Annotated in this window: 16 protein-coding genes and 1 pseudogene; 9 read left to right on the top strand and 8 right to left on the bottom strand. The window is 60.3% G+C overall.

What is annotated here, in order from left to right:
• Positions 1-63 precede the first annotated feature (63 nt).
• From ppc to SYN60AY4M2_RS03990, 3 genes are all read right to left on the bottom strand, one after another.
• On the bottom strand, positions 64-3,000 hold the full coding sequence (gene ppc, locus SYN60AY4M2_RS04000; RefSeq protein WP_099812335.1) for a phosphoenolpyruvate carboxylase: 2,937 nt from the start codon (positions 2,998-3,000) through the stop codon (positions 64-66).
• Positions 3,001-3,122: 122 nt separating this feature from the next.
• A complete protein-coding gene (locus SYN60AY4M2_RS03995; protein ID WP_011429727.1) occupies positions 3,123-3,380 on the bottom strand; it encodes a DUF3146 family protein in 258 nt (85 codons plus the stop codon).
• Positions 3,381-3,580: 200 nt separating this feature from the next.
• Complete coding sequence (locus tag SYN60AY4M2_RS03990) at positions 3,581-3,922, bottom strand: DUF3155 domain-containing protein (protein ID WP_041438161.1); 342 nt, start codon at positions 3,920-3,922, stop codon at positions 3,581-3,583.
• Between the two features lie 771 nt (positions 3,923-4,693).
• Between SYN60AY4M2_RS03990 and SYN60AY4M2_RS03985 the strand changes: the two genes are divergently transcribed.
• On the top strand, positions 4,694-5,170 hold the full coding sequence (locus tag SYN60AY4M2_RS03985; RefSeq protein ID WP_011429728.1) for a DUF4168 domain-containing protein: 477 nt from the start codon (positions 4,694-4,696) through the stop codon (positions 5,168-5,170).
• Here SYN60AY4M2_RS03985 and SYN60AY4M2_RS03980 read toward each other — a convergent pair.
• The gene (locus SYN60AY4M2_RS03980; protein WP_099812334.1) at positions 5,160-5,573 is read right to left on the bottom strand and encodes an ATP-binding protein; all 414 of its coding nucleotides are present in this window, start codon (positions 5,571-5,573) and stop codon (positions 5,160-5,162) included. The two genes, SYN60AY4M2_RS03985 and SYN60AY4M2_RS03980, sit on opposite strands and share 11 nt — an antisense overlap.
• A 109-nt stretch (positions 5,574-5,682) precedes the next feature.
• Here SYN60AY4M2_RS03980 and SYN60AY4M2_RS14020 point away from each other — a divergent pair, with 109 nt between their 5' ends.
• The 4 genes from SYN60AY4M2_RS14020 to SYN60AY4M2_RS03965 all read left to right on the top strand — a co-directional run bounded on the left by SYN60AY4M2_RS14020 (position 5,683) and on the right by SYN60AY4M2_RS03965 (position 9,359).
• Complete coding sequence (locus SYN60AY4M2_RS14020; RefSeq protein WP_011429730.1) at positions 5,683-5,832, top strand: hypothetical protein; 150 nt, start codon at positions 5,683-5,685, stop codon at positions 5,830-5,832.
• A gap of 207 nt (positions 5,833-6,039) precedes the next feature.
• Entirely contained in the window at positions 6,040-6,531 is a 492-nt protein-coding gene (locus tag SYN60AY4M2_RS03975) for a DUF2062 domain-containing protein (protein WP_346426062.1), read from the top strand.
• Between the two features lie 188 nt (positions 6,532-6,719).
• Positions 6,720-7,508, top strand: coding sequence for a type I methionyl aminopeptidase (gene map, locus SYN60AY4M2_RS03970; RefSeq protein WP_011429732.1), 789 nt, complete (start codon positions 6,720-6,722; stop codon positions 7,506-7,508).
• A gap of 6 nt (positions 7,509-7,514) precedes the next feature.
• Positions 7,515-9,359, top strand: a complete 1,845-nt coding sequence (locus SYN60AY4M2_RS03965) for a chloride channel protein (protein ID WP_099812333.1) — start codon at positions 7,515-7,517, stop codon at positions 9,357-9,359.
• Positions 9,360-9,362: 3 nt separating this feature from the next.
• Here the strand turns inward: SYN60AY4M2_RS03965 and nth are convergent, their stop codons facing one another.
• Genes nth through SYN60AY4M2_RS03945 form a run of 4 tightly spaced genes read right to left on the bottom strand, consistent with a single transcriptional unit; the run spans position 9,363 to position 12,687 of the window.
• Positions 9,363-10,151, bottom strand: a complete 789-nt coding sequence (gene nth / locus SYN60AY4M2_RS03960) for an endonuclease III (protein ID WP_228375438.1) — start codon at positions 10,149-10,151, stop codon at positions 9,363-9,365.
• A gap of 19 nt (positions 10,152-10,170) precedes the next feature.
• Positions 10,171-11,292, bottom strand: a complete 1,122-nt coding sequence (gene murG, locus SYN60AY4M2_RS03955; RefSeq protein WP_346426187.1) for an undecaprenyldiphospho-muramoylpentapeptide beta-N-acetylglucosaminyltransferase — start codon at positions 11,290-11,292, stop codon at positions 10,171-10,173.
• Positions 11,267-12,241 (bottom strand): photosynthesis system II assembly factor Ycf48, encoded by a 975-nt coding sequence (locus tag SYN60AY4M2_RS03950; protein WP_011429736.1) that lies wholly within the window; start codon positions 12,239-12,241, stop codon positions 11,267-11,269. The genes murG and SYN60AY4M2_RS03950 overlap by 26 nt, the downstream gene beginning before the upstream one ends.
• A 29-nt stretch (positions 12,242-12,270) precedes the next feature.
• Complete coding sequence (locus SYN60AY4M2_RS03945) at positions 12,271-12,687, bottom strand: rubredoxin (RefSeq protein ID WP_346426045.1); 417 nt, start codon at positions 12,685-12,687, stop codon at positions 12,271-12,273.
• A 358-nt stretch (positions 12,688-13,045) separates the two neighbouring features.
• Here SYN60AY4M2_RS03945 and SYN60AY4M2_RS03940 point away from each other — a divergent pair, with 358 nt between their 5' ends.
• From SYN60AY4M2_RS03940 to SYN60AY4M2_RS03930, 4 genes and pseudogenes are all read left to right on the top strand, one after another.
• Positions 13,046-13,456 carry an FHA domain-containing protein gene (locus SYN60AY4M2_RS03940; RefSeq protein WP_011429738.1) on the top strand — a complete coding sequence of 137 codons (411 nt, stop codon included), beginning with the start codon at positions 13,046-13,048 and terminating at the stop codon, positions 13,454-13,456.
• Positions 13,457-13,723: 267 nt separating this feature from the next.
• Positions 13,724-13,883: pseudogene (locus SYN60AY4M2_RS14365) on the top strand (RNA-guided endonuclease TnpB family protein); the annotation flags it as partial.
• A 534-nt stretch (positions 13,884-14,417) separates the two neighbouring features.
• Entirely contained in the window at positions 14,418-15,773 is a 1,356-nt protein-coding gene (gene accC, locus SYN60AY4M2_RS03935; RefSeq protein ID WP_011429740.1) for an acetyl-CoA carboxylase biotin carboxylase subunit, read from the top strand.
• Between the two features lie 31 nt (positions 15,774-15,804).
• Complete coding sequence (locus tag SYN60AY4M2_RS03930; protein ID WP_240527717.1) at positions 15,805-16,863, top strand: site-specific integrase; 1,059 nt, start codon at positions 15,805-15,807, stop codon at positions 16,861-16,863.
• The last annotated feature ends 241 nt before the right edge of the window (positions 16,864-17,104 follow it).

Below are 17,104 nucleotides of genomic sequence, written 5' to 3'. Positions count from 1 at the left end.
GAGATATCCTAGGCCGGTTGGAGAGGGCCGTAGCTATCCTTGATCCCCAGGAAGAGTCGGTGCTCAGCCTGTGTTGCGCATACCGGCGGCGATGCCGTTGATGGTGAGCAGAGCTCCCCGCAGCAGCTCGGCGCGGTTGTACTGGGTGTTGTGGAAATGGGATTTTTGCTTGCCACGCAGGCGCTTGAGGAGCGAGACCTGGATAAACCCGAGGGGCACGATTGAACGGTTGCGCAGTTGCACCGAGCGCTTCAGATAGGGGTCGTTCTCCAACAGCTCCTTGTGTCCTGTAATTTTCAAAACCATCTCCCGGGTGCGGTACATCTCCTGGGCAATGAGCTCGAATAGCTCCATCGCCCGCTCCAGGCGCTCGGGGGAGCTCATCTCTCGCACGTAGTGGCGGGCAATTTGCAGATCCGCCTTGGCCAGGGTCATCTCCACTTTGGAGATCACCATGCGGAAGAAGGGCCACTCGCGGTAGAGATGCTGCAGGTGGTTGAGGTTGTGTTCGCCTTTAGCCGCGTATTCCTCTAGAGCGGTGCCCACTCCATACCATGCGGGCAAGAGAAAACGGCTCTGTGTCCAACTGAATACCCAGGGAATGGCCCGCAGGGATCCGATATCTTTCGAGTTGCCGCTGCGGCGAGCTGGGCGGGAGCTAATCTGCAGTTGGCTGATCTCTTCGATGGGGGTGACCTCGTGGAAAAACTCGACAAAGCCTTCCTGCTCGTAGACCAGCTTGCGGTACACCTGGCGAGAGCGCTCTGCCAGCGATTCCATCAGGCGCGACCACTCGTGCAGGTCGTTGGGGTAGGTGCGCAGCAGGCTCGCCTGGATGACGGCGCTGGTAACAGTTTCCAGGTTAAAAATGGCCAGATCCTGGAGAGAGTACTTAGAGGCCAACACCTCTCCCTGCTCAGTAATCTTGATGCGGCCCCCCACGCTGCGCCCCGGCTGGGCCAAGATCGCCTCGTAGGCCGGCCCTCCCCCGCGCCCCACCGAGCCACCCCGGCCATGGAAGATCTGCAACTTCACCCCATAGGACTCGGCCACCGCCTGCAGCCGCTGCTGGGCTTTGTAGATCTCCCAGTTGCTGCTTAGAAAGCCAGCGTCCTTGTTGCTATCCGAGTAGCCCAGCATCACCTCCTGTAGGTTTTCCTGCTGGGCCAGGTACTGGCGATAGAAGGGGATCTCCAACAACTGCCGCAGCACCTCTGGCGCCCCCTTTAGGTCTTCAACGGTCTCGAACAACGGCACCACCGCCAGGGATCCGCGCCCGCTGATGGGATCGTAAAGGCCCACCTCCTTAGCCAGCAGCAGCACCTCTAACAGATCGCTCAACTGGCGGCTCATGCTGATCACGTAGGTTTGGCACATGGCCATGCCAAATTCCTGCTGCAGCCGGCGCAGGGTGCGAAAGGTGGCAATCAGCTCCGCCGCTTTATCGGAAAAGGGAGCTTCTAGAGGGATGAGGGGCCGGCGGGTTTGCAGCTCCCGCAGGAGAAAAGCTGTTTTTTCCTCCTCCGTCATCTCGCTGTAGGGCCGCGGCAAGATCCGCAAGTACTCGAAGATCTCGGTGAGAGCGGCCTCGTGGTAGCTGCTGTCTTGGCGGATATCCAGGTGGGCCAGATGGAAGCCAAAGACCTGCACCTGGCAAATGAGGTGATCCAACTGGCGGCAGGAGAGGCCACTGTTTTTCAAGCTGCTCTGAATAAGCTGCAAGTCGGCCAGAAATTCTTCTGCATTGGCGTAGGCGTTGTCCAGAGGGGGCGGGACAGGCAGGCAAGCGGAGTCGGCCAAATTGCGGTTGCGCTCCCGCGTCAACTCCAGCCGCCGCTGGATGTAGCTGAGCTTGAGCCGGTAGGGCTCTTGGCGATATTGCAGCGAAAAGGACTCGTAAACCTCGGGCATGCGGCGGCGATCCTGCTCAAGGACATCCAGCAACTGGCTGTCCACATCCCCCCAGTGCAAAGAGACGCTCAGGGTTTTGGTGAGGGCCTTCACGGACTCGATGTACTTGCCCAAAATCAGGTTGCGCTGGTAGCGGGCCGTTTGCCAGGTAACGTCGGCAGTGACGGAAGGGTTGCCGTCCCGATCCCCGCCCACCCACGAGCCGAAGTTGCAAAAGCCTGCCGGCGGTGGCTCGACGCTGGGAAAGGACTTTTTCAAGCTGCGGCTGAGGTACTCATGCAGCAGAGGGATAGCCTGAAACAAAACCTCTTCAAAATAGTGCAAGGTGTAATCGACTTCGTTCAGAACGGTCGGTTTGGACTGATGCAACTCGTCGGTGCGCCACCAGAGCAGAACCTCCTCCGCCAGTTGTTCTCTCAACATCTGGGCCTGCAGAGGGTGAGACTGCTCTGCCCAGTCCAGTTGGCTGAGCAAGTGGGAGAAGGCCCGTTGCTTTTCGCGGATGGTGTGGCGGACGATCTCGGTGGGGTGGGCGGTGAACACCAGGCGGATGTGCAGCCGCTCCAGCAGCCGGCGCAGCAGTCCCGGCGGCACCCCCTGAAGCCGCAGGTAAGGGAACAGACGTTCAAATTTTTCGTTTTCCCGCACGGTGCGCTGCTGGCTGTCCACCATGCGCATATCTGAGTCTTCTGCCCGTTCGTAGTGCTGTTCAACAATGTTGATCAACTGAAAGAACAAAGCGAAGGCGCGGGCCGTTTGAATGGCTGCATCAAGGCTGAGATGCTCGACAATTTGTAGTACTTCCGGGATGGGGTACTCCAAGGCCTGCCCTTCAGGGGAACACATGGAGCGCAGCCGCTGCAACAGATCTACCAAAGGCTGCCCGCACTCCTGCAGGATTACGGCTTCCCAAAGTTCTTCCACCATTTGCAGGCGGCGATTCAACAGGTTGTTCCTGCGGTCGAGCGCTTCATCCACGGCGAGGGCACGGGCCAAGGGATCCCGTTCCGCCAGTGGAGGGGCCTCCTTCAGGCCGTTGGCAGAACCCACTGCCCGCTCTGCAGTCGTCAGGTGGGAGGAAGAGGACATGAAGGCAGCTCCTAGAACAACCATCCCAATATTAGAGCCTGTTCGCTGGAAGCGCAGATTACTCTTGGAGGAGAGCTGTCTCGGCAGCATGGCCAACTCTCCCCCTGTTTGCCCAGGGATCCCTAGAGGCGGCTACGAATAACAAATGAGTAGTTGCTGCCGGGCTCTAGTAAGTAATCCGATTTCTCCAAAAAACGGCTCAAGGGATCGCAAATCAAGGCCCGCCCTACAGAGGGTTCCACCTTCAGCTCCCCGGATCGAAAGCGCCAGCAAAAGCGCCAAACCCAACCGTTGGCGTTGACTTCCCCTTCAATGGCGCCCTCCTGCCAGGAGCGGCGGGTAATTTGTACATGGGCGGTGGTCTGCGGCAGTCGGCTCATCCAGAACCTCCCGACGGGATCCCCTGTAAGGTAGCGCGCAAACCCCTCTCCGAGAAGTCGAAGATGGGCGATGAGGGGCTAGATAGATGCTAGGTGGAAAGGGATCCCGTTAATTGGATGGTTCTCTTGCCGAGGATAAAAGCAAGCCCCCCGTGGGGGGGCTGTTTCTTCAGCTCCTGAGGCCGGTATTGATATAGAAACTATTGAGCGGCAGTTGCCAGAGCCTTGGAAGATTTTTTCTCCGGCTTCTCAGCCGCAACCTGCGCTAGCAAAGCCCGTAAGCTGGGAAAGAGAAAGTGATTTTCTTCGACATATTGCGCGCCGAATAGTCCCTTCTCCGCCCAGAAAAATCGGTCTATCGTGTGCTCGTTTCGCCGAACCAGAATCAGCGCAGGCGGCTGAATAGAGTTTTCCTGTATGTATCTCCGGGCGGCGGTTACAGACTTTTCTTCGCCGCTATCTAATTTAAATTGAGGAATATAATCTAAAATTTTGCGCCCCTCCAAACGACGGCGGCTCTTACGCTTTCTTCTCCTGACCAATGTCAGCCTCCTGTAGAAGGATTACAAGACAACCTTAAAAAATATATCAGCAATACCTAAGAAAATCAATAACTTCTACCGGCTTTTGTTATCATCCTTTACAGAAATAACAAAGGACAACGAACGTCCTCCTCCACGAGCGGAAAAGGAAGGCAACTTACCTCTGTCTCCCCTCCAAGAACTTTGCCGGGAAACTGCTTATTCAGTTGAAAAATAAACCCTTTCTCCCCGGAAGGGAGCAAAGAGAAATAGGGTATCGATTAGCTCTGATGCCTGCGAAGAAAGTCAACTGCCAGCGCAGGAGACTCCCTTCCGATCTGGCCTCTGAGCTAGCATCGACAATAAGGAACGCTCAACAGAACACATACCTAAACCCAGGTACAGGCAACTCCCCTTAGTGGGGATTAGGGTTGGCCAATTGCAACTGCGCAAACCTAGAGCAGCTTCACCAAAAGGAATACTCGCGGGGCGAGCATCCTTTGGAGAGCGTACTACGACTGTACAACCAATTTTCCGTTTCTACAATATGTCCAGGATAGGTTTCCCGTACTGCGTTAAACCCTTAGACGGCAGACAGACCTCTTGCTACTCTGGCTTCAGGGATGACCTGAGCCATAAGGGTTCCGGTCGGTCTCAGGTAGAAGCTGCAGGAGCCCCGCTTCGTACTCCCTTCCATCCCCCCGCCTCCCTGCCCCTGGTATGCGGGGGGTTGGGGGGGAAGGGAGGCGGTCGGAGCCGGGTAGTTTACTCTAGGTCGAGGGAGTTTTGGGCATGAGGAAATTCGCGTTGCTGGTGAGTCTGGGATTGATTCTGGGATCCCCGCCGCTTTGGGCGCAGGAGGCAACCCCGCTCCCCAGTCCTGCTGCAACTCCTTCTGCGGCTACAGGGGGGGCTCCCAGCCCGCAAGCTTCCCCAACTCTAACCCCAGAGCAAGTTACCGATGCTCAGGTGGAGCAGTTGGTGCAGATTCTGTTGGAATTGGATCCTTTGATCCGGGAAGCCAGCGCTCAGTTGCGAGAGACCCAGAACGAAGAAGAGTACGAGCAGATCATGCAGCGCACGGAAACCCAAGCCAGCCGCATTGTCGAGAAGCAGGGGCTGACGGTGGCCGAATATCGCGAGCTGATGACCTTGGCCAACGAAGATCCCGTTTTGAACCAGCGAGTGCGGGCCCGCTTGCAAAAAGTGATCGAAGAAAGGGAATCCTCTGCTTCTCCCCAGCCAGCCACCCCGACGCCTAGGCCCTAGGCTGAGCTGACTGCTGTTGGCCGGAGACAGAAAGAAGCCGGGGCAACCGCAAGGTAAAACAAGTGTGGTCGGCCTCGCTGTTAAGGTAGATTTTCCCTTGCAACAAGTTTACCCGTTGTTGCACAAGGGCCAAGCCCAACCCTGTCCCTCCCCGCCGCCGGGGATCCGAGCTGGGCAAGCGGTAAAACTTCTCAAATACCCGCTTTTGTTCTGCAGGGGGGATGATGATGCCGGTGTTGCCAATTTGGATTTCCAGGTGAGGAGGAGCGCTGGTGACCTGTAGGTTAATCCGGTGCTGGGCAGGAGTAAATTTCCCGGAAAGCGCCGTAAAGCCCCTATCTTTGGGCAGGGGATATAGATATAAGGCGCTTTCTGGTAACCCCGTTAGCGGGTCGGGGGCCAAACTCTACACTTGGGGTACTGAGCAACTTTTTGGCAATCTTCCCGCTCCCGTCTCTCCAGGATGAGATCCTAGAATTGGAGTCTTCTAGGATCTTTTCTGGGACTTGAGGATGAAAACTCCGCCTGAAAGGCCCGCCCCCAAAGTCCAGGCGGGATCTCTGCGAGCTGCGCTGAGCATTGCGCTGTTTCTGTTCTTACTGGCGCTGGTTTCCTACTTGAGCCTCAACTTCGTGCTGGCCTTGGTGGACAAGCTCAGCTAGCCACTCCCTGAGGCGATTCCTCGGCGCGGATCTGCCGATAGCCCTTTGTCTTCGGCAGCAGAAAAGATACAATGGATTTACAGGGCTTAACACCTTTTCTCAGTTTCTACGCTCCCCATCATGAGCCCCCTCTCATGGCTGAGACCATTTTCTTGGTTCGCAGGTTCGCCGGGATCCGCTGGGCCTTATCTTGAGTCTCAACCTGCGCTGACTTGGCCCCGCCGGGATCTGGGCTGGAGGCGCTGGCTGCGGTACCTGTATCTGCGCCTGTTGCGAATGCAATCCTCCCCCAAAGAAATTGCCCGCGGCCTGGCGGCGGGAGTTTTTGCGGGTTGTTTTCCCATCTTCGGCTTTCAAACCCTGGTGGCCCTGCTGTTGGCCGTTCCTTTGCGGGGCAACAAGCTGGTGGCGGCGGCAGGAACTTGGGTGAGCAACCCCCTCACCTATGTGCCGATCTATGCCTTTAACTACCGGGTGGGGGAATGGCTGCTGGGATCCCGAACAGCCTTTGCCACTTCGGAACTGGTGGTAGCTCAGAACTGGATGCAGTGGGGCCTGGAGGTGTCGGCCACACTCTTGGTGGGCTGTGCGTTTGTCGGGTTTTGGGGCGCCCTCGTTAGCTACTTTCTGGGGCTGTGGCTGGTGGAGTGGATCCGCCGGCGGCGGAGAAGGGGCCGGGTCTCCTGTGAAGGGATGTAGGGCGGCTCAAAAGGCCCAACCCAAAGCTGAGCTAGGCCGGGATCCCTGCCGCCTCAGACTTCGGAGATGGATCCAACTTCAGAGAACAGAAGGGTTTGACGATGGAAGATATGCGATCGCTATTAACCGATCTCAGCCGCCGCTCTCAGCGATGGGGGGAACAGTTGGGATCCGCCTTGCAGACGGGCATGAGCCAGCTTACCCAAGCTCCTCAGCCGATTGTGTTGCTCTCGTCGCGGGAGCTGGAGAAGATGCGACGGGCCTGCCGCCTGGCTGCGGATCTGCTCAAGCACCTGGAGCCGATGGTGCAGCCGGGGGTCACCACCCAAGAGCTTAACGACGAGGCGGAGCGCTGGACGCGGGCCCACGGGGCCAGGAGCGCCCCTCTGGGCTACCACGGCTTTCCCAGGTCCATCTGCACCAGCGTCAACCACGTTGTCTGCCACGGCATTCCCAGCCCCAAGCAGGTCCTGCGGGAAGGGGACATTATCAATATCGATGTCACCCCCGTTTTGGATGGCTACCACGGCGACACTTCCAAAACGTTCTTTGTCGGGCAGCCTTCCGAGCGGGCGCGGCGTCTGGTGGAGGTGGCGGAAGAGTGCCTGCGGCGGGGCATTGCCGCCGTGAGGCCAGGCGGCAGAGTTGGGGATATTGGGGCTGCTATTCAAGAGTACGCCGAGTCCCAGGGCTACAGCGTGGTGCGGGACTTTGTCGGCCACGGGGTAGGACGGCAGTTCCACACGGCGCCCCAGATCCCCCACTACGGCGAACGGGGGAAGGGGGAAAAACTCCGCCCCGGCATGGTGTTTACCATCGAGCCGATGATCAACGAAGGCACGTGGGAGGTGAAGGTGCTTGCAGACGGATGGACTGCTGTGACGGCAGACGGCAAGCTCTCCGCCCAGTTTGAACATACGGTTGCCGTTACCGAAACCGGCGTGGAGATCCTGACCCTACCCTCCTCCGGCCCTTGAGCAGGTATGAATAGCGCTAGCGTTGCCGATCCCCGCCTGCGTCTTTCCTCTGAGAATCTGCTGCTGCTGCTGGCGGCAGCGGCGGGGCTGGGCACAGGTTTGTTGGTGATCGGGTTTCGCTATCTCATCGGCTGGTGTCGCTATCTTTTGCAGGATACTCTCGTCGACAGCATTGTCAGGGCTGTGCAACAACACGGCCTGTTGCTGCTGGGATCCTGGGCAACCATTTTGGCGCCGCTGCTGGGGGGTCTGTTGATCGGCACCCTGGGGGTGGTTCTGCCTTTCCCCAACCTCAGCCTCTCCAGTTTGGTGAGTGCCAACCGGCCTCTCGCCCCTTGCCCAGAATGGATCCCACTTAAGCTGGTGGCTGCCGCCGTCTCGTTGGGGGCGGGAGCTGCGCTTGGGCCGGAGGCCCCCAGCGTGGAAAGCGGGGCCCTACTGGGATGCCTGCTGGGGCAAAACCTGCGCCTTGCGCGGGAGCGGGTGCAACTGTTGATGGCCGCCGGGGCGGCGGCGGGGCTGGCGGCGGGGTTTAACGCGCCGATTGCCGGGGTGTTTTTGGCGCTGGAGCTGGCTTTGGCCCGCACGTTCACCACTTCTGCCGTCAGTGTGGTGGTGTTGGCAGCGGTGGTGTCGGCCCTGATTGCCCAGGTGGGGCTGGGGGCGCAGCCGGCCTTTTTGCTGCCGACCATTACGCAGCCGGCTTTTGTCTTGCCCGCCTACGAGCTGCACAGTCTGCTGGAGGTGCCCCTCTATTTGGGTTTGGGCCTTTTGGCCAGCTTGGTCTCCATCGCCTTCGGCTATGCACTGGAATGGGTCAAGCACCTGTTCGGCAGTGGCCCCCTGGCGGCCTGGCCAGCCTGGAGCAAGCCGATTCTGGGCGGTGGGATCCTGGGCTGTGTCGGCCTGGGGATCCCGTTGGCCCTGGGGGTGGGCTACGAGACCATTGAGTCGATCTTGCAGGGGGTGCCCTTTTCCCTCGGCCAGCTTAGCTTGCTGTTGCTGGGCAAGGTATTCCTCAGCGCGGTGAGCGTGGGCAGCGGCTTTGTCGGGGGAACCTTTGCCCCGGCTTTGTTCTTGGGAGCGGTGCTGGGGGCAGGCTACGGCCAGGTGGTGGGAAAGGCTTTGCCTGCTATTGCCCTCTCTCCCCCTGCCGCCTACGCCATGGTGGGTATGGGGGCGGTATTGGCGGCCAGCGTGCGGGCTCCCCTGACGGCCATTCTGCTGCTGTTTGAGATGACGCGGGACTACCACATCGCCTTGCCGGTGATGGCGGCGGTGGGCCTGAGTATCTGGCTGACGGAGCAGTTGCACCCGCCGGCCATCTACCCCTCCGCCCGTCGCAGGCAGGAGCCGAAGGGCCTGACGGTGCAAGAGGTGATGGTGCCCCCTTCTCTGCTGCTACCCCAGGATACGCCCCTGCGGGAGGCGCTGGAGCGCTTGCTGCAGCAAAAGTGCCACAGCGCTTTGGTGGTGGACGGGCAAGAGCGGCTGCGGGGCATTCTCACCCTGGAAGACCTGGAGCGGGCCCTGGCCCACAAGCAGGCCGGGGAACTGGCCGAGCTGACGGTGGAGCAGGTCAGCCAGTCGCCTGTGCTCACCACTTTCCCCGACGAAGCCGTGGCGGTGGCCGCCGAGCCGCTGTACGAATACGATTTGCGCCAGTTGCCGGTGGTCTCGCGGGAGGATCCGGAGCATGTGGTTGGCCTCTTGGATCGGGAGCGGGTGTTGCTCTCCCAAGAGATCGAATCTGTGCGGCAAGTCCTCGAGCCGGAAGTTCCTGCCCCAGGTGGGGTCGAAAACGGGATCCCTGCCCAGCCCACTCCCTCTTCCCCTGCGCCGGCAGACTAGGGATCAGCGCTGCCGCAGCAGGGCGGAGGGGCATTCGTGTCGCAGAGGGCAGCGGCCACATTCGGGCATGCGCGCCTTACAGATGCGTTTGCCCAGCCGGATCAAGTTGACGTGCAGGGAATAGGCCTTGCCCGCCGGGATCCGCGGCGACAGTTGGGCAAAGGTGTCGTCGGGGTGTCTGGCCCGCACCAAGCCAAGACGGTTGGCCACCCGATGCACATGGGTATCCACCGGGCAGAGATCCCGGCCCAGGCCAAACAACAGCACGCAGGCGGCTGTCTTCAGTCCTACCCCCTTCAGGGAAAGGAGATAGGCCAGAGCGTCCGCGTCGTCCAGATCCCGCAAAAAGTCCAGGCTCAGGGATCCCTGTCGCTTGACAATGGCAGCCAGAATCTCCTGAATGCGGGCTGCTTTGAGTTGGGCCAGGCCCCCGGGACGGATCACCTGGGCCAGCTTGGTTGGATCAGCAGCTAAGACAGCTTCCCAGGAGGGGAAAGCGGCTTTGAGGGCGCGAAAGGCGCGGCTGCTATTGTGGTCGGTGGTGTTCTGGGAGAGGATCGTGCCCACCAATTCGTCCAAGAGGTCGGGATAGAGGGGCAGACCATCAGGGCTGCGAGGACGTTGGGGGATGCCAAAGCACTGTTCCAGGCGCGCCAACAGTGATTCCAGCACGACGGCGTTGGGGCTCGCCTCACCAGGACGAGGTTCCAGCCAGGCTGAAGTCTCCATGGCTGCGGCAGGCTCAGGCAGGCGGCGGGCAAGAGGATCCCGATCCAATCTCGGCTGTACCACGGCTGGCCCCTTGGGGGAGTTAACGGGCGGAATCTCGGCAGATCTCCTGGAGCAGGCGGGCAACTGCCTTGCTGGCAGCAGGAGGAGCTGTCGCCTTCAAGTTGGCGGCCATTTGGGCAACCACCTGGGGCTGAGCCAACCAGGCCAGGGCCGTCTGCCGCAGCAAGTCCAGATTCGCTTCCGATTCTCGCATGACCACTCCCCCGCCGCGACCCACAAAAGCCAGGGCGTTGTGGTACTGATGATCCTCGGCGGCAAAGGGGTAGGGGATCAAAATGGCCGGGGTGGCGGTGGCCCACAACTCCGCCAAGCTGAGAGCGCCAGCCCGGCTGATGGCAAAAGTTGCCCGCTGCAGCAAGGCGGCCACATCGGCGCGGAAAGGAAAAGCGCGGTAGCGGGGGTGGGAAGGGATCCCGACCTCACTGCCGCCGGTCAAATGCACAATCCACGCCCCTGCCTCCAACCAGGCGGGGGCACAGGCGGCAACCAGGCGGTTCAGGCCCCGCGCCCCCTGGCTCCCCCCCATCACCACAATCAAAGGATCCCCCTCTGGAATCGGCAGATCCGCGGGCAAGGGCTGGGGCTGATAGAACTCCGCCCGCACTGGCGTGCCCACCACCCGGGTAACTGCCCCTGGCAAATGCTCTGCCGTTTCCGCCATGCCCAGGGCCACCAGCCGGCAAAATCTTCCCAGCCAGCGGGTCACCTTGCCCGGAAGGCAGTTGGACTCGTGCAGCAACACCGGCACCCCCAGCGAGCGAGCTGCCAAGATGGTCGGGGCGGCGATGTAGCCGCCGGTGGTCAACACCACGTCAAACTGGCCTGAAGCCAGGATCTGCCGCACCTGCAGCGTTGCCCGCGCCAACTGAACCAGGGATCCCAGCTTCTGCCAGGGGGATCCCTGCCAGCCGGACATGGCCACTCGGTGCAGCGGGTAGCGGTCCGGCACCAGCTTCGCCTCCAGCCGCTGCGGCACCCCCAGCCACTCAATCTGCCAGGTGGGCAACTGCTCGACAACGGCCAGCGCCGGAAAGATATGCCCCCCCGTCCCGCTGGCCGCCACCAGCAGCCGTGGTGGTGAGGTGGGATCCCTCCTGTCTCCATTCACCCTAGGACTAGGACGGGGAATTGCTGTAGCCAACGTAGCGCAAAAGCGTGCCCCGCTGCCCCAAGATAAATCCTCGGTCGGGGCCAAAGAACTCGATGCTGTAGAAATTGGCGGGAATGTTGCTCAATTTCTTGGCCTCCTCCCAGGTTTTGCCGCCATCGGGGCTGTGGATCAGAGTGCCGCCGCCGCCCACCACCCAGAGGTCGTGGTCGTTCTGGTAGGCCGCATTTAGATAGCCAAAGCTGAGGGCACGCCCGGGTCGCAACGGCTTGGACCACTCGCCGGAGGTGAAGTCACTCGTGAAGGCGATCTCCGCGCCTTGGTTCAATTTCCAGGCGCTGCCGTTGGGGCCAAAGCCCATGTTCTGAATGCGGCGAGAGCTTTCCCGCGGATACGGCTTCCAGGATCGGCTTTCTGGAGTGTAGAGAAAGTAGAAGCTGCCCCGCGACGACACGGCCAGATACTCTCCTCCTGGGCCGCGGGCAATGTTTTTAATCGCCCCAATCGGCTCTTCCACCTGGGCATGCCAGGTCTGTCCTCCATCTTCCGTGCGGTAGATGGCCCCCACATTGGTTACCATCTCAGCCGCTCCAGGACCCAGGGCTTGGATTAGGATCGGCTCCCCCGGCAGTTGCTTGCTGAGACGAATGGATGTCCAGTCGGATCCCTCGTTGAGCGTGTGGAGGAGGATCCTCGGCTGCCCCACCACCCAGCCTTCTGCTCCGGCAAAGCTAATCGAGCTCAGATAGGCTTCCGGCTCCAGTGCCGTCAGCTTGCGCACCTGCCAGTGGAGGCCGCCATCCTGAGACTCCAACAGCGTCGCTTTATCGCCCACCAGCCAGCCATGAGAAGGGTTGGTGCCGGTGAAAGCAATGTCCAGCAGAATGTTCTGGGTGGGCACCTCGACTTGTTGCCAGGGCACCACCTTCATGTCCGGCATCCGCGCCGCCATCAGCAAGAGAGAGAAGGCAGCTAGCAGCACCAGTCTCCAGAGCTTAAGCATTTTGGCCATCACTCGACGAAATAGAAACTCATCAAAAACAAAAATCCCAGCGCCAACCCCAAGAAGATGAGCAGGTTTTTCTGGGCAGGGGTCATCACATTGACCCCCAGGCCATAGCGCAAGTTCTCTTGAAAACCGGAAGGCTTGCCCTTGGCGCCCACCGCTTGAAACAGGCGCTTGCCGGCGCGGCACACCGGACATCTCCAGTCGGCGGGCAGCTCCTCAAAGGGCACACCTGCCGGGATCCGATTGAGCTGATCCCCCTTGGCCGGCTCGTAAACATAGCCACAAGAGCGACATTCATAGCGCTGCATGCGCAGGGGATCGCCAACCTGTGCATCGGTTTCATCTTCCGGCAACTCGATCAGCTTCGGTACCCTAGAGGGCTTGGGCTGGTTGACGGGATCCGGTTGCGAGCCATTCATGGTCTGGGAGGCATTTGCATCATCAAATCTTATTATGAGAGGAATTGTTACAAAAATCTACTCGGCCTTCTGCTCCTTTCCTTTCTCAGACCTTTCCTCAAAGCATCGATTGCCAACTCAGGGGGCAGGGAGATTTTGCGGAGTTAAAAACAGCCACGAGATGGGATCCCCTGGGACTCGGTCTTGAACAGGGGCATACCTGGCCTCTCTTGACACCTCTCTGGCAGCGTCAAGGAACGTCGTCTCACTCGCCAGCAGGGCAAGGGCTCTGGCAGACAAACCGGCCAGGGTTCACGCCTCGGATCCCATGCTATGTTTTGACTATCCTATTCGCGTGTTGTGCCAGTGGGTGTCCGCTATGACCACGCCCCCTCGCCGACCTACCCTTAACCACGTGTTGATCGTCAAGGATCGCCACGGGCCAAAGGCCTACTGGCTGACAGCCGAGCTCTATTCCTTGGGGCGGGATCCGAGCAACAGCATCCGCATCGACTCCCAATACGTCTCCCGCCACCACGCCATTTTAGTGAAGACCGAATCTCCCTCCTCTCCCGATGGGTTTACTTACCAAATCATCGATGGAGACATCCATGGCACGCCCAGCACCAACGGCCTTTACATCCGGGGGGAGCGGGTGGAGTTTCGCGATCTTGAGGACGGAGACGAGATCCAGTTTGGCAACGACGCTACTGCCACCTACTCCCTGCAAGCTCAGGATTTGGACAGGATTCTCTCCTCCTTTGAAAATACCCAGATCGTTGGCCTGTGAGAGCCGACTCATCAGTCAGGGGGAAGGTTTTGGCGAGGTAGGATGGTTGCCGGCGGGGGATGCTCAACTCCTTGCAGCGCGGCAGCTCCCTGATTTAGAGGCCTGCAGCTTGCCGTCGCCAGTGGTGGGGAGGAGCGCTGCCCGCCACTGTGGAACGGGTAGGCTGCTACTGGGCAGCAAGCGCTGACCGCAGTCTGCAAGCCGGCTCCAACTCCAGAGCCGGCGACCAAGAAAGGCCTACAGCTCGCTGGCGCGAGCCGAGGGAGTAACCGGCAGCCACGCTCCAGAAGGGAGCGGCGTCGCGCTAGTAGTTGGGCGTCCTACCAGTTGCGGCAAATTGATTACCTACGAAGTGCTGTGGGCAGGGGTAGCGATGGTGTGGGTGCCACCTGCCTACAGGTCTCAGACCTGCCACCAGTACTTGTAGATTGGCCAACGGGAAGGGAAGCGATTCCGTTGTAGTCTGGGTTTGCCTTTACCTCTGGGTGGTGATGCGGATTTTGTTTCCCCGCTGGCGCTTTCGCGGCGGAGAGTGGCTGGGGCCATGGCCTCGCTCCGACAACTAGAGAGAGATGGAGGGATCCATTGCCGTCAGAATCGGGCTGGGAGAGCTTCCCGGAGAAGCCTGGGTTTTGAACAGGTCTGTACAGGCTGAGGGGAGCTGAGAGTTATTGCTGATCCAGAGTTTCGCCCCATGCAAGTGCTGGCGCCAAGATCAACCTCTACCTGAAAATCCTCGGATCCCGTCCGGATGGGTATCCGGAGATGTAGAGTTTGACCCACCGGGATTCTGCTGGATCCCTGCAGCCTCAGCTAGGGTGTCAACTGGATTGATCGGATACGGGATCCCCATCTGGATCCTTCCGTCTGCTTGCCATAGTAGGATCAGCACCTACGTACCCTACCTTGCACGGGCCGCCGGCTTAAGCGGCCAGGGTTCTTCTGACTTGGAACGCTCTCCATGCCGCCCATTACCAAGATCCTGATTGCCAACCGAGGCGAGATCGCCCTGCGCATCATCCGCACCTGTCAGGAAATGGGGATCCGCACCGTGGCTGTCTACTCCACTGCGGATCAGAACTCTCTACATGTCCAACTGGCGGACGAAGCAGTCTGTGTGGGGGAAGCCCCAGTGGCCAAAAGTTATCTCAACATCCCCAACATCATCTCGGCAGCCCTCACCCGCGGGGCCACTGCCATTCATCCGGGCTATGGGTTCTTGGCGGAAAATGCCAAATTTGCCGAGATGTGTGCCGACCACAACTTGATCTTCATCGGCCCCTCGCCAGAGGCGATGCGCAAAATGGCCGACAAAGCCACGGCCCGCGAGACCATGCAGGCGGTGGGCGTGCCGACCGTGCCCGGCAGCCGCGGGCTGATCACCTCTGACGAGGAAGCGGTGAGGCTGGCGGAGAAAATCGGCTATCCCGTGATCATCAAAGCCACCGCCGGCGGCGGGGGGCGGGGCATGCGGGTGGCCAGAGATGCCCAAGAATTGCTGAAGATGATGCGCACCGCCCAGGGGGAAGCCCAGGCGGCCTTTGGCGATGGGGGCATCTATCTGGAGAAATACATCGAGCGCCCCCGCCATGTGGAGTTTCAGATTTTGGCCGACAGCCACGGCAATGTGGTGCACCTCTACGAGCGGGATTGCTCGATTCAGCGGCGCCACCAAAAGCTGCTGGAAGAGGCCCCCAGCCCGGCTCTGACCACGAGCTTGCGCGCCCGCATGGGGGCAGCGGCGGTGAAGGCAGCCAAAGCGGTGAACTACGTGGGGGCGGGCACGGTGGAGTTTCTGCTGGATAAAAACGGCCAGTTCTACTTCATCGAGATGAACACCCGCATCCAGGTGGAGCACCCGGTTACCGAGATGGTGACGGGGCTGGATTTGATTGCCGAGCAAATTCGCATCGCTCAAGGTCAACCCCTGACCTTTCGCCAGAAGGATGTGGAACTGCGGGGCCATGCCATCGAATGCCGCATCAACGCCGAGGATCCCAAGCAGCAGTTTCGCCCTTGCGCTGGCACCATCAGCGCCTATTTGCCTCCTGGAGGGCCGGGGGTGCGCATGGACTCCCACATCTACACCGACTACACCATTCCCCCCTATTACGATTCGCTGTTGGGCAAGCTGATCGTCTGGGGGCCCAACCGGGCAGCCGCCATCCGCCGCATGCAGCGGGCGCTGGGGGAATGCGCCATCACCGGGGTGCCCACCACGATCCCTTTCCACCAGCAGATCCTGCGCCACGAGGCTTTTTTGCGGGGCGAGGTGTACACGGATTTCATCGCCCAACACCTGCTGACTGGCCAGTAGCAATCCCTTCGGAGATTGCCAGAGAGCGTCTTTGAACGGCGCTGGCCAAAAGTTGAGGCTAAAGTTAAAGGTGAGTGGAGGGTTGCTGGTCGTGCCGATGAGGGATCCCCGGCCCGGCTTGGTTCAACAGGCCCATCTCCAGCGTCAGGCGAGCTGCCCCGTGCCCAGCCTGAGCCAGTTGGTGGGGCAATTTTTGCAGGAGCGGCAGCGGGATCTGGCCCCGGCCAGCCGCCGCACCTACCGCATTGCCCTGGAACAGTTTGCCAAAACTTGCCCGGTGCCGCTGCCTCAGGTGCAGCCGTCCCACGTTCAGTCTTTTTTAAACAGCTTGAAGGGGCGTCCATTTCGCAACCGCTCCGGCCAGTGGGTTCATCCGCCCGCCTCTCCCGCCACCTACAACCTCAAGCGGCTGGCGCTGCAGCAGTTTTTTGAGTGGGCCAGCCAACGGGGCTACTTTCCAGATCCCTTGCCCACCCAGGCGATTCGGCCTGCCCGCCTGCCCGCCCGTCTGCCTCGCGACCTGGATCGGCTGTTGTTGCAGCGGGTTCTGCAGCGGGCCCAGAGCCATTCTCTGCGCTATGCGGCCTTGATCCGCCTGCTGCTGGAGTGCGGGCTGCGGGCACAGGAGCTGTTGGACTTGACGGTGCAGGATTTTCAGATCAGCCCTGAGGGATCCCTGTTGGAGGTGCGCTGTGGCAAGGGCAGCAAACCCCGCGCTGTGGCGGTCGGGGATCCCCTCTCCGAGCTGCTGCAACAATATCTGAGCCGAGAACGGGGCCCGTGCGCGCCGACGGATCCCTTGTTTGTCTCCCAATCCCGCTGCCCGGCCTACCGGGGCCGTCCCCTCACCTACGATGGCCTACGTCATATTGTGCTCAAGCTTACCGAGCCCGAGCCGGGCCACCAAACCCCCCACCAGTTTCGCCACAGCTTTGCCACCTTGCTGCTGGATCGCGGCGTTGCCCCCGAACACATCCAACACCTGCTGGGCCATACGACTGCCGCCATGACGATGCGCTACACCCAGCGGGCCAACTTGAGAGCAGCTATTGCCCATTCCCGCGCGATCTTGGATCAGGGCTTGATCTAGGGATCCCCTGTTGCGCCGTGGCCTCTATTACTAGTAGGGAGAGGTTCAGATTGCTAACAGAAAGGGAAGCCGGACATCCAAAGGGCAGCCCCGAAAAAGAAATCAATCAGGTACACCTGGCTAAGGTGCTTGGAATGACCTGAAAACAATCGAATGGGTTATTTCAAGTTACACGCTGGAGAGGAAGGTAGAGCACATGTTCTCTCTCCTTTCCCATAGGCACCTGCGAGCCAAGGCTGGC

The sequence above is a fragment of the Synechococcus sp. 60AY4M2 genome, from assembly GCF_002760375.1.
GTDB lineage: Bacteria > Cyanobacteriota > Cyanobacteriia > Thermostichales > Thermostichaceae > Thermostichus.
Note: the sequence above shows the minus strand (reverse complement) of the source record. Positions and strands in the feature narration are given on the sequence as shown.

What these genes read in the sequence shown, in the direction of transcription:
- SYN60AY4M2_RS03945 (WP_346426045.1), bottom strand. Translation starts at nt 12,687, where the DNA reads ATGAATGGCTCGCAACCGGATCCCGTCAACCAGCCCAAGCCCTCTAGG.
- SYN60AY4M2_RS03940 (WP_011429738.1), top strand. Translation starts at nt 13,046, where the DNA reads ATGACCACGCCCCCTCGCCGACCTACCCTTAACCACGTGTTGATCGTC.
- SYN60AY4M2_RS14020 (WP_011429730.1), top strand. Translation starts at nt 5,683, where the DNA reads ATGAAAACTCCGCCTGAAAGGCCCGCCCCCAAAGTCCAGGCGGGATCT.
- map (WP_011429732.1), top strand. Translation starts at nt 6,720, where the DNA reads ATGAGCCAGCTTACCCAAGCTCCTCAGCCGATTGTGTTGCTCTCGTCG.
- SYN60AY4M2_RS03985 (WP_011429728.1), top strand. Translation starts at nt 4,694, where the DNA reads ATGAGGAAATTCGCGTTGCTGGTGAGTCTGGGATTGATTCTGGGATCC.
- accC (WP_011429740.1), top strand. Translation starts at nt 14,418, where the DNA reads ATGCCGCCCATTACCAAGATCCTGATTGCCAACCGAGGCGAGATCGCC.
- SYN60AY4M2_RS03965 (WP_099812333.1), top strand. Translation starts at nt 7,515, where the DNA reads ATGAATAGCGCTAGCGTTGCCGATCCCCGCCTGCGTCTTTCCTCTGAG.
- SYN60AY4M2_RS03995 (WP_011429727.1), bottom strand. Translation starts at nt 3,380, where the DNA reads ATGAGCCGACTGCCGCAGACCACCGCCCATGTACAAATTACCCGCCGC.
- ppc (WP_099812335.1), bottom strand. Translation starts at nt 3,000, where the DNA reads ATGTCCTCTTCCTCCCACCTGACGACTGCAGAGCGGGCAGTGGGTTCT.